The sequence below is a fragment of the Pseudovibrio sp. Tun.PSC04-5.I4 genome, assembly GCF_900104145.1.
In the GTDB taxonomy this organism is placed as follows: Bacteria; Pseudomonadota; Alphaproteobacteria; order Rhizobiales; family Stappiaceae; genus Pseudovibrio.
Genome location: NZ_FNLB01000006.1, coordinates 823844 through 836670, shown reverse-complemented (window position 1 = coordinate 836670; position 12827 = coordinate 823844). Strand labels below are relative to the sequence as shown.

Annotated in this window: 6 protein-coding genes; 2 read left to right on the top strand and 4 right to left on the bottom strand. The window is 50.5% G+C overall.

What is annotated here, in order from left to right:
* Positions 1-154: 154 nt before the first annotated feature.
* The 4 genes from BLS62_RS08900 to BLS62_RS08885 all read right to left on the bottom strand — a co-directional run bounded on the left by BLS62_RS08900 (position 155) and on the right by BLS62_RS08885 (position 7330).
* Complete coding sequence (locus BLS62_RS08900) at positions 155-2071, bottom strand: ABC transporter substrate-binding protein (protein WP_093179546.1); 1917 nt, start codon at positions 2069-2071, stop codon at positions 155-157.
* Positions 2068-3972 carry an ABC transporter ATP-binding protein gene (locus BLS62_RS08895; protein ID WP_093179543.1) on the bottom strand — a complete coding sequence of 635 codons (1905 nt, stop codon included), beginning with the start codon at positions 3970-3972 and terminating at the stop codon, positions 2068-2070. The genes BLS62_RS08900 and BLS62_RS08895 overlap by 4 nt, the downstream gene beginning before the upstream one ends.
* 243 nt (positions 3973-4215) lie before the next feature.
* A complete protein-coding gene (locus BLS62_RS08890; RefSeq protein ID WP_208990764.1) occupies positions 4216-5994 on the bottom strand; it encodes an adenylate/guanylate cyclase domain-containing protein in 1779 nt (592 codons plus the stop codon).
* 160 nt (positions 5995-6154) lie between these two features.
* Positions 6155-7330, bottom strand: coding sequence for a CaiB/BaiF CoA transferase family protein (locus BLS62_RS08885; protein ID WP_093179538.1), 1176 nt, complete (start codon positions 7328-7330; stop codon positions 6155-6157).
* Positions 7331-7599: 269 nt separating this feature from the next.
* Between BLS62_RS08885 and pepN the strand changes: the two genes are divergently transcribed.
* Both pepN and BLS62_RS08875 read left to right on the top strand, forming a co-directional pair.
* Entirely contained in the window at positions 7600-10245 is a 2646-nt protein-coding gene (pepN, locus tag BLS62_RS08880) for an aminopeptidase N (protein ID WP_093179535.1), read from the top strand.
* A 192-nt stretch (positions 10246-10437) separates the two neighbouring features.
* Positions 10438-12813 (top strand): PAS domain-containing sensor histidine kinase, encoded by a 2376-nt coding sequence (locus BLS62_RS08875; RefSeq protein ID WP_093179532.1) that lies wholly within the window; start codon positions 10438-10440, stop codon positions 12811-12813.
* The last annotated feature ends 14 nt before the right edge of the window (positions 12814-12827 follow it).

The following is a 12827-nucleotide window of genomic DNA, read 5'->3' as shown; positions in this document are numbered from 1 at the left end:
TCGCCGAAAGAAATAATAGGCCACTGACTTCCCTTCCTCGTTCAAATTCTCACATCACATAAGTCTAATTGAGCTGCGTTGGCTTTCTCTTGGAAAATAAAATCAGGTTTGAGGAGCGAAATTAGTTGGGACTTAAGATTGAAGATTTGTTTGACTAATGATGCTTTCGATCCTCACTCGGCAATCGATCTGCAAAGAAGAAAAGATCCATTCTGTGAATGCCGAATTGCGCTCCTGGGTCCCATCCAAAAATTCCAACATCTGGAACATTCAGCAATCCCTTCACAACAACCGGTTGGCGCACACTGTTGACCAAGCCGATGTGGATCGTCTCGTCTGCATGGATTTGTAGCATCTGCTCCCAAATCATGTCCCGTTCTTCAAAACTGCCGCTCATGAGCCATTGATCGAATAGTTCGATCAAGCGTTGCGCAGGAGGCCAGTCCGGCTTTTCACCTGCATTCCCATCACTCTCATAATAATTGCCCCACGGTGCCCAGGAGAGAAAGTCCTCTCGGGTGGGCGCATAATCCAGTGGCGGCATATCAGCTGTGGGCACGCCATTTTCAAATCCAGACCAAACCGACATGACGAGCAAACCGGCTAGCGCGCGCGCGCGAATGGTGTCACGTTGGCTGGGGCGAATGAAAGCGGATACGCCGATTTCTTTCCACGTTTCCGCAACCAGCTCCAACGCGTCAGATTGTTCCGAACTTTCACCCGTCGTCTCAATGATAAGTTGAAGTGGCCGGCCATCTTCCAACAGGCGAATTCCGTCTCCTCGTTTTTTTGTCAGTCCAATGTCATCGAGAAGTTTGTTGGCTAAATCCGGGTCAAACCTGACCCATGCTGTTTGATAGTCGGGTTGGTACAGCGGGGATATATTGAGCACGGTATCATTTCCCGCTCTTCCCAGACCGAAGTAAAGCACCTTGTTGATGAGTTCACGGTCAATCCCCATAGACAGAGCATGACGGAACCGTCTGTCCTGCATCAACTTGCGCCAAACTGGGTCTTTGACACTCAGATTCGGCAGTATTGAAATCTCAGAGCCTTTTGAGTTAAGCCAAAGACGCGTTTCATAATCTTGAGAGTGTTCGCCACGCTTTAAAACCGAGATGTCGGAGAAGCCTAATCCTCTGGCTTGCAGGTCGCTCTCCCCAGCTAATGTTTTGGCTGGAATGAGCTTTCCGTCCACCACATCCATGATGATACGATCAATGTAAGGTAATTGCTGACCACTGCTATCCACCCTGTGGAAGAACGGATTTCTCTCCATCACTGCACGACGTTCGCCAGAGTGAGTGGATGGCACCCACGGTTGCAGGGTGGGGATGTCAGGGTTGCTGGCCTCATACATATCATCCATGCGGTTGAACAAGGGTGCCCAACCTCGAACTTTTTCCAAGCGTGCGACCTTGCGAATAAACTCTGGATTACCAGAGCCTTCGTGGAACTTTTTGAGGTAATGTGCAGGCCGGTAGATGAAGGGAGGGCGCGCTTTGGCAAGTTCCTGAAGAAACAGTGGGTTTGGGTCTTCCCACGCAAATTGTACTGCATATTTATCCAATACAACGAATTCTGGCGGCTTTCCTTCAACAAGCATAAAACCGGGCAGTCCGTTTGGATTAAGGTGTTTATTGAGAGCCACCTCCTCATACCAGAACCTGAAATCTTCTGCCGTGAATGGGATGCCATCAGACCATTTGTGGCCTTCGCGAATATTCAACGTGAAAATTTCGTCGGATATGATGTCGACGCTTTCAAGGATGTCCGGATAAAGCTCTAGATTCTCGTTGTAACCAACCAGCCGGGCATAGCCCCAAACATTGATTAGGCGGACATCTTTGGGCCTGGATATGAGCGTGTGTAGTGCGCCTCCCTGCACTCCAATCTCTCTGCCCAGATCCTCTGGGTTCGTAATGAGAGGCTCTGTGGGGAGACGATCAACAATTGGAGGCAGGCCCGGCAGTATCCCCGGAGTTTCTTTCAGGATCAACGCGTTGGAGATCGTGGCGGGTGTCATCCCACCGAATATGACAATTGCTAGGAGCAGGCCGAGATGTTTCATATGTGGCTGCCCCCTAAACCAACGATGTCTCGCTCTGCTTCCATGCCCGGAGCGCAAACCCAATGGTCCGTTTCCATTTCGATCAAGTAAGGCCGGGTTGAATAGCGCATGCGGAACGGTGATGGCCATTGCGTTGGGTCAGAACTGCCCGCACCATCCAAAGCTGCAAAGTCGAGCTTATGATCCAAGGACGGTTCAGGCACCGCTTTGAGCAATGCACGGGTATACGGATGAAGCGGATTGTCTATGACCTGCCGGGTTGGACCAATTTCTACAACTTTGCCCTTGCACATGACTGCCACCCGATCCGAGATATAATCAACAACAGCGAGGTTGTGGCTCACGAAAACGTAGGTCAGACCCAGCTCATCCTTCAAATCTTTCAATAAATTCAAAACCTGAGCTTGAACGGACACATCAAGGGCTGAGGTTGGTTCATCGCAAATCAGGAATTCAGGATTGAGTGCCAGTGCCCGTGCGATGCCAATTCTCTGGCGTTGGCCACCAGAGAATGAGTGTGGGTAACGGCGCAGATACTTTTGGGAGAGGCCAACAAGATCAATCAGTTCCCTCACCCGTGCTGATTGGTTTGAAGGTTCACCCATACGGTGAATGATCAGCGGTTCCTGCAAAATTTCATTGAGCGTACGACGGGGATTGAGAGATGAGAATGGATCTTGGAAAATAATCTGAGCTCGTTTTCGATATTGGAACAGTTCAGCACGTGTGTAACTGCTAATGTCTCGAGGGCCTTCCTCGGTGGTGTAGATAATACGGCCTTTGGTCAATGGAAACGCCCGTAACATTGCCAGTGCTGCAGTGGTCTTGCCTGATCCAGACTCCCCGACGATCCCTAAACACTCTCCGCGCCGCACAGTAAGGCTTACCTCATCCAGTGCAGTCGTCATGCCGCGTTGTTTTTTACCACGCAGATTTTTCAATGTGAACGTCTTACTTACCTGATCAAGCTCAATCAGCGGGCTGCCACGATAGGTAGGATGTCCCTCAACAGTGCGGTGCGGTTTAAGATCCGTAGCGCTTGTGCGCGGCGTAATTGGGCGGATGGGAGCCAGGCGCTCTTCAGGGTCCATGGAGAGCGTTGGGACTGCATGGAGAAGGGCCTTTAAGTAAGGGTGCTTTGGGGTCTCAAACAGATCCTCTACACTGCCTTTTTCCATAATTTCGCCGTTGTAGACCACCACCACTTCGTCGGCCATGTTGGTGACCACGCCAAAATCATGGGTGATCATGAGAAGCGACATGTTGAGTTCTGACTGCACTTCTTTGATCAACTTCAGGATTTCCGCCTGAATTGTTACATCTAATGCTGTGGTCGGCTCATCTGCAATGAGAAGAGCCGGGCGACAGATAAGGGCCATGGCGATCAGAGCCCGCTGTCTCAGACCACCTGACAGCTCAAACGGGTAGGCACGAATGGATCGTTCTGGCTCTGGGAAATGAACGAGCCGCAGCATATCCTTTGTCAGCTCTTGTGCCTCTTTGCGGCCAACATCTCGGTGAAGCCGTGCAGCTTCGCCAATCTGGTCGCCAATGGTATGGAGCGGAGAAAGGGAGACCATGGGCTCTTGAAAAATCATGGCAATGCGTTCACCGCGAATTGCACGCATGACAGGGCCGACAGGATCTAACTTGGCGATATCCTGTATCTCACGGTTCTTTCGGTTGTCTCGCAGAAGTATTTGTCCAGCGGTGATACTGGCCTTCGGCGGCAGGATACCCATTATGGCTCTGGAAATAATTGTTTTGCCAGAACCAGATTCACCAACCAGCGCAACGCATTTGTTTTCCGGGACGCTGAAGGAAACGTCACGGACAACTTGATGGCATCCGTCATCTCCACGAAACTCCACTTTCAGCCCTTTGACATCCAGCAGGTTCACAGGAGCCCCTTTCCTCAAGAATATGAGATAGCAAACTGCGCGCGCAAATATACGTTCGCCTCACTGACAATAGAACAGGCGTTTCTTTCAATGAGGTTGGGGTGGTCGGAACACTTAGATTAAACTAAAGCAGTTTACCGATAATCTGGCGCAATGGACCTGCTTTAATCTTTTACTTTATCGCAAATTCGGTCCGAAAATCGTGCTCGCTTTTCGGACCTAGCGTTCGGCGGCACAGCTTACTTACTGTTCATTACAGATGGTGGAGTTGAGTTGCCAAACATCCACCTTGCCTTTTCGGCCTCTGATTTCGTGACTGCCGCGATAGGTTATGTTATCCGGGTTTCCAGCCTCTTCAACTGTCTCGCCGCTGAGAACAACGCAAGTGCCAACCATTGGCGGAATGGTTCCAGCCAGGTTTTGCAGGCGGCTGCAAACATTAACCGCGTCGCCAACCACTGTGTAATTCCAGCGTTCCACGGCGCCCACATTGCCAACAATAACCGGGCCAGTGTGGATCGCGATGCGGACAGACACAGCATCCTGCGGATTTTCAGCGTTGGCTGCCCTCACCGCTTTGACCATATCTTCTGCGGCTGCAATGGCTCTTTGGGCGTGGTCTTTAACTTCATCGGGAGCACCCCAGAAGGCCAACATGCCATCACCGATAAATTTATCAACGGTGCCCTGATGAGCCTCCACAGCCGTGACCAGCAGCTTAAAGTGATTGTTCAGAAGGCCTGCGATATCGCCTGCACTTTTGTGTTCTGACAAGGATGTAAAGCCAGCGATATCGGTAAAGAGAATAGTCAGTTCTGCTTCGCGCGCTTTGGCTGCACGGTCAATACCCAGCGCCATCAACTTGGAATAGAGCGATTTTGGAATGTATTTGCTCATAGCCTGCAAGCCACTGGAGCTGGCATTCATTGCTGTGGTGATTTGATCTACTTCGCGGATATGACTGCGCGGAAGAGCTTCCAAATGTTCAAATTCCAACGCGCCAAACTTTTCTGCCTGCTGTGCGATGCCTTTCAATGGCATGGACAAGCGGCGTGCCAAGAATATAGCGATGAGAGCGGACAAAAACACAATAGCAATGCCCGCAAATACAGAATCGATCAACCGTGAGAACTCATCATAACGAGAGTTAGCAAGCTGGTATTCACCGACATAATAAGCTGCCCCGTCTGGGGATTTCAGCTTTTGCAGAACAAGGACATACATCTCCTCACCATCATAAATAACGTGGAGCTCTACACCTTTTTTTCTGGCTTTTTGGCTGAACGGCTGAACTTCACTGTTTTCCAGTTCAGCAAGAACCGGATCGCCAAAATCGTCTAGTTTGGTCAGTAAGTTGGTTTGGTCTAGCTTATTGTGCTGCGATGCGTAAGCAAGGACACGGAATTTATCACTCAAAATGAACCTGGTAACATCCGCTTCTTCTTCATCAGAGGAAAGGACAGCTCCAAGACCGCGCATTGTTACAATGGCAGATACATAGGCGATCACTTTACCGTCTTTATCGATGGATCCTGTGATCGTTGCAAAAGGGTTGTTGTTGCCCGAGTAGAAATCGCCCCAAAACGGGTTCTGGGTCTTTTGCGCGGCCATTTTTTTCAGGTTGTCGAACTTGAACAACGGTAATTTCGGTATGTACTCAACAACACCGCCGCCATTTTCGGCGCGCTTCATCCCAAGCATTGTTCCGTCTGGAAGAGACATAACAAGCGCGTCAGCACTCTCAACTCCGAACAAGGTCCCCCGAAAGGAATGCCGTGTTGCTTCAATCGCACTTTTTCTATCTGGAAACTCTTCGGCGAATTGCTTCACGCCTTTAATCGCCGAGAAGACGGGCATAAAGTAATTGCCCGCACCTTTGTCGATGGCCTGTGTCGACATGATTGAAGCTTTTTCAATCAGACTGCGGGTATTTTTCAAGTTGGTCATGACGGACATATACAAAACGATGCCACCGCAGAGTGTTACCACGGTCACGAAGGTGAGGCTTACCAGCCACGTCAATGAGAGCTTGTAATAGCAATGCGAGACACTTGTAATTCTGTGTCTTATTCCATTCCAGAATTTCAAGTTTTACCACCTACATGTCCTAGAGTAACAGCCCGTTAAACCATTAGCCGCACTAGGCGTCAAACTGCCTTTGGTAACAAAGTGTCGCCACCCTTTATTCTCCAGCTTCCCTGCCTATTTCTCTTAATATCTCTTCTCTGTGCTCATCAAGTGCAGGTGCACCCCTTTCAAGATTCAGCTTAGAGTTTTTAAATTTAATTGGGGAACGTACATAGATTTGCTCACCAGTACCGACCGAATTTGTTGGCAGTTGAACTTTCATTTGGCGATGTTCAATTTGCGGATCATTTAAAACATCTGCAACTGAGTTGATTGGGCCAGCAGGAACACCGTGCTGTTCCATAATAGAGAGCAAATCATCTCGCTCAAACCTATGGACGAGTGCCTCAAGCTTTGGTGTTAATTCTTCTCTGTGCTGCACACGCATTGGGTTGGTAGAATATTTTTCATTTTCCGCCAGTTCAGGCACGCCGAGGATTTTACAGAAATTTGCAAATTGGCTGTCGTTGCCGACCGCAACAATCAGATGACCATCCTTCACTTCAAACACCTGATAGGGAACGATGTTGGGATGAGCATTGCCCATACGCGTTGGAACATTGCCGCTGCTGAGGTAATTCATCGCCTGATTGGCTAGCACGCCCACTTGAGCATCCAGCAGGGCCATATCAATCCACTCGCCCTCGCCCGTCAGATCCCGGCGGCGAAGCGCTGCCTGAATGCCTATAACGCCGTAAAGGCCCGTGAAAATATCCGCAAATGCGACGCCCACCTTTTGTGGTTCACCGCCTTTGGGGCCCGTCAGATCCATGATGCCGCCCATGCCCTGAATCATGAAATCATAACCTGCACGGTGCGCATAGGGGCCGGTTTGGCCGAAGCCTGTGACGGAGCAGTAAATCAGCTTGGGATTGATTTTCTGGAGGCTCTCGTAATCCAGACCGTATTTTGCCAACCCGCCGACTTTGAAGTTCTCGATCAGCACATCACTCCGGCGGACCAGATCGAAGATTAACTCCAAATCCTCCTGCTTTGCGAAATCTGCCGTTATGGATCGCTTGCCGCGGTTGCAGGCATGGAAGTAGGCAGCGCTTTTGGTGCCACCCTCCTCCTCAATGAAGGGAGGGCCCCACGTGCGTGTATCATCCCCGCGTGGGCTCTCGACCTTGATCACATCCGCACCGAGATCAGACAGGGTTTGTCCTATCCATGGACCAGCCAGAATTCGAGCCAGTTCCAATACTTTCACGTTCTCAAGGGGCGCATTCACGAGAGTAACCTCAACTTAGTCTTTAATGGATTTTCTGAGACTCAGTGCTATCTGTTTTTGCTTATGCGGTCCTGCGAGGATCTGTCATGAAGTCGTTCCAGTCCCTCCCAGACCTTGAAAGATCTATTTTTGGGTGCAAAACTGTTTATGTATTGAAGTCCTGCATTTGACCGGAACCGTTTTCATAGGTACCGCCGAACAACATTAAAATTTGGAAGCATGGCGCCCAAGGCGACAAGACTGCTTCACCACCTCCTAGGAGAACAAGCATGCGATTTGAGAGTGCTCAGCTCATTAAATTGGAAGATTACAAAGAGACGCCTTACACCATCAAAAACGTCTCTCTGGTCTTTAAACTTCATGCGGAAGCCACTGAGGTTATTTCCAGTCTTACCCTTAGCCCTCGCGCAGGCTCTGATGCTGGCGCTCCTTTGGAGCTGGACGGCGATGAACTGACGCTGGTTTCTTTGAAGCTGAATGGTGCTGTGCTTGATGAGGCGGCCTATTCTGCGAGCGCGGACAAATTGGTGGTGACCTCGCCGCCTGCAGAAGAATTTGAGCTTGAGGTTGTCACCCGGCTGAACCCAACAGCCAATACGCAGCTGATGGGTCTTTATCTCTCGCAAGGTATTTACTGCACGCAGTGTGAAGCTGAAGGCTTCCGCCGCATCACCTATTACTATGACCGTCCTGATGTGCTTTCCGTGTTCACCACCCGCATTGAAGCAGACAAATCCACAAGCCCAATTCTGCTAGGCAATGGCAATCCGCAGGAGACCGGCGATATTGAGGGTACGGACCGTCATTTTGCCGTTTGGCATGATCCGCATCCAAAACCTGCCTACCTGTTTGCGTTGGTCGGCGGCGACCTTACCTGCATTTCCGAGAAATACACCACGGCCTCCGGCAAGCCTGTTGACCTGAACATCTATGTCGAAAAAGGCAATGAGAACCGTGCAGGCTGGTCTATGGATAGCCTCATTCGGTCCATGCGCTGGGATGAGAAGGTGTTTGGCCGCGAGTACGACCTTGATGTGTTCAACATTGTTGCCGTTTCAGCGTTCAACATGGGTGCCATGGAGAACAAGGGCCTCAACATCTTCAACGACAAGTACATTCTGGCCGATAGCGATACGGCAACTGACACAGATTACGAAGGCATTGAAACTGTTGTCGCGCATGAGTACTTCCACAACTGGACTGGCAATCGCATCACTTGCCGTGAATGGTTCCAGCTTTGCCTGAAAGAAGGCTTGACGGTCTTCCGTGATCAGGAATTTTCTTCTGATGAGCGCTCGCGTTCGGTGAAGCGAATTGCAGACGTGATCCGCCTCAAATCTCGCCAGTTCCCAGAGGATCAGGGACCGCTCTCCCACCCTGTGCGACCAACCGAATACAAAGAGATCAACAACTTCTACACCGCAACTGTTTATGACAAGGGTGCTGAGCTTGTTCGTATGATCAAGACCATTCTTGGTGCAGACGGGTTCCGCAAAGGGATGGACCTTTATTTTGAGCGTCATGATGGAGATGCCTCTACGATTGAAGACTTCATAAAGTGTTTTGAGGAGGCAAACAGCGCAGACCTCTCACACTTCTCCTTGTGGTATCACCAATCTGGCACGCCTCAACTGAAGGCAAACGGCTGCTATGATGAGGCTGCAAAGACCTTCACGCTTGAGCTGGAGCAGACAACACCGCCAACACCGCCAACACCGGGACAGAACGAGAAGACATCCTTCTTCATCCCTATCCGGTTCGGCCTTGTTGGACCTAATGGGGATGATCTGGAGTTCTCCAAGGTTGAAGGTGCTGACGTCAAGGGCGACCTGCTTTGTCTGACGCAAGCCAAGCAAACACTTGTCTTCCACGGCATTGGTGCGCGCCCGGTTCCATCTTTGCTGCGTGAATTCTCAGCTCCTGTGAAACTGGAAAGTACTCTTTCTCGCGAAGACCAGATTTTCCTCATGCGCCACGATAGTGACCCGTTCAACCGGTGGCAATCCGCTCAGGTTCTTATGACCGAGATGCTGATTGAGATGACCAACAGCAACGTTCCTGCGGGCAAAGAGGCTTTCATTGAAGCTTTGGGCCATATGGCAGAGGACGACACCCTCGATCATGCGTTCCGTGGTTTCGTCCTACCCTTGCCGACAGAACAAGGTATCGCACTGGAAATCGGCAAGGACGTCGATACAGACGCGATTGGCTCTGCTCGTGACACATTGGCTATGGAAATAGGTCTTGCGCTCTATGACAGCTTCAAGCGCATTTACGAGAGCCTTGAAATGCCGCCAATCTTTAGCCCGGACGCGCTTTCTGCCGGAAAGCGGATGTTTAAACTGCGCTGCCTTTCCTACATGGCCGCAAGCGGGAAGCAGGAAGGCGCAGAGCTGACCAAGGCTCATTTTGATGCGGCAGACAATATGACTGACCTCATGGGAGCGCTTATAATCCTCGTTACGCAAAGCCATGCTGGAGCCGAAGACGCCCTGAAATCCTTTGAGAACCGCCACCAAGGCACCGCCCTTGCAATGGACAAGTGGCTCCACACAGCAGCGCGTACGCCAAGCGAAACCCCCATCGCAGCCCTACGCACACTTACTGAGCATCCAGCCTTTTCTTGGGATAATCCAAACCGGATCTATTCCCTCATTGGCGGCTTCCTAAGTGGCAATACGAGAGGTTTTCATGCAGCTGACGGCTCTGGATACGACTACCTTGCTGAAATTACACTGCTTTTGGATAAGACAAACCCACAAGTTGCTTCCAGAATGGTCAAAAGCTTTGGCACTTGGAAGAATATGAATGCAGAACGCAAAGTAAAAGCCGAGGCAGCATTGAAGCGAATTCTTAGCTCGGATCAACAACTCTCAACTGATGTCAAGGAAATAGTTGAGCGTTGCCTAAGCTAGGCAAGTCTACTTTGCAACCAGCGAAGTCTCTGAGAGTCCTAGGAAAATTAACGGCGGCAAAAAGTGCTGCCGTTAACCATTTTTTTGTGTGCGGACACTGGACAAGTTGATTCGGATAGATTCAAATGAACGTGATTCGGGGGTATTGCAACCTGAGTTATTTGCGGCGGAATCTGACACATGGGGGCATTTATGGCACGAGCCTTTACGGGAGGCGCGACCGCTCGACGACTCTTAAATTCGACCAAACGAGCAGGCAAAAAAGATGCTTTGACTGGTCACATCAAATTACTTGCCCAACCTGCTTATCAGCGTCTTTTAACGACTGAACCATTGATGCGCAGAATTATTCCTGTTCTTTGCATTGCGTTTATTGCATGCACTGCCATTTTTCGTGGCTTAGAGATTGCTTATAATTACGAAGAAGTTACCCAGCAGGCGCAAGACGATCTTACGTTGATTGCGATCGCGTTGACGGCCAACATCAACATTTCAGAGCAGGACAAAGGCAATTTGGGCCTCAATTCCGCTTTGCAAAGTGCCCTAGCTGAAGCTCTTCCCCCTCGGGCAACCAGCAAGAGCCGACAGATTTTATTGACTGATCCCAACGGCACGATCGTCGCAAGCGCCCCAACACGCCCGGATATGGAAGGCTCGAAGATCACCAGTTACCTTGGTGATACGCAGCCAATGACATTCTTTGGGAAACGTGCTGGCGTTCTGACTGTTAATGAAGGTCAGTCGAATGCGATGCTTGCAACGGTTCACCATCTCCAAAACAAGCTTGGCATGATTGCTATTATGCAGCCGGAGGAGGCGATTTACGCACCCTGGCGCGTGAAGCTCTCTGCCAATGTTACAATCTTCGTCGCCACCTCCATGGTGCTGCTGGTGATCATCTATGCCTACTTTGCGCAAGCGACACGGGCTCTCCAAGCCGATGGGATTTACTCAGCAACGCGATCTCGCATAGACGCTGCTCTCAATCGCGGCCGGTGTGGTTTGTTTGATTGGGACCTGTCACGTGGCCGTGTGTTCTGGTCAGCCTCGCTCTATGAGATGTTAGGCATGGACCCTCGAAACGATATAATGGGTTTTGCCGAAATCCTAACACTCACCCACCCGGATGATGTGGACCTTTATGATCTGGCTAAGAGCTTGCTCGATACCGGTAAGAACAACGTGGATCGTCAATGGCGCATGCGTCACATTGATGGCTCCTGGGTGTGGCTGCGTGTTCGTGCGGAAGTCCAAACGGATGCCGGGACCCATGAGCCTCACCTGATCGGCATCTGCATGGATGTGACTGAACAGAAGCAGCTGGCAGCCCAAAGCCGCACCGCTGACTTGCGTCTGCGGGATGCGATTGAAAACATCTCAGAGGCTTTCGTGCTTTGGGATGCAGACAACCATCTGGTGATGTGTAACTCCAACTACCGTCTCCTTCACCACCTTCCTGACCATGTCGTAAAGGCGGGTACGCCGTATTCAACCGTGATGTCTTCGGCAAGTCAGCCGATCATTTCTGAACCGGAAGAAGGCGACTACACCGACAATGATATGAACAGCGCTTACAAGGTGGAAATGGAAGGTGGCCGCTGGTTGCAGGTTTCCGAACGCAGAACCAAGGATGGTGGTTTCGTTTCTGTTGGAACCGATATTACCGAATTGAAGCGAAAAGAAGAGAAGCTTTTAGATTCAGAACGCGGCCATATGGCGACCATTGCCGACTTACGTCAGTCTCGCCAGAAACTGGAGCTCCAGGCGCAACAGCTTGTTGAGCTGACCGAGAAATACGCTGACGAGAAGACCCGTGCTGAAGATGCCAACCAAGCGAAGTCTGAATTCCTTGCCAACATCTCTCACGAACTCAGAACGCCGCTGAATGCGATTATTGGTTTCTCTGAAATCATGGATCAGGGGATGTTTGGTGATCTTGGTTCTGATAAATACAGGGAATACTGCAAGGATATTCATTCCTCCGGCAACTACCTGCTGAACGTGATCAACGACATTCTGGATATGTCCAAGATCGAAGCTGGGCGGATTGAACTGTCTGTTGAAGATGTTCAGATCCAGCAAATTGTGCAGGATGCGGCGCGGATTATCTCTGCAACTGCTGGTGAGAAAAACATCAAGGTTATTAGCGAGAATCTCCCGCAAATGCATCTTGAAGCGGATCGCCGCGCTGTAAAGCAAATTCTTCTCAACCTGCTTGCCAACTCCATCAAGTTTACGCCTGATAACGGTGAGGTTCGCATCTCTGCCCGCAAAGTTGGCGCATTTGCCGAGCTCAAGATTACCGACAACGGCATCGGCATCGCCAAGAAGGATATCGACCGTCTCGCCAAGCCGTTTGTTCAGGTGGAAAACCAGTTCACCAAGACGCACAAGGGTTCCGGCCTAGGTCTGGCGATTGCACGCTCCCTGAGCGAGTTGCATGGTGGGTATATGGAGATTGCTTCTGAAGTTGAGAAAGGCACCGAGGTAACCATCAAGTTGCCTTTGAAAGCCAGAGGGCGCGCTAAAGGTCGCCTTTCAAGCCTCAACGAATTGAATGCGGCCTAACACAAGAGTTTGTT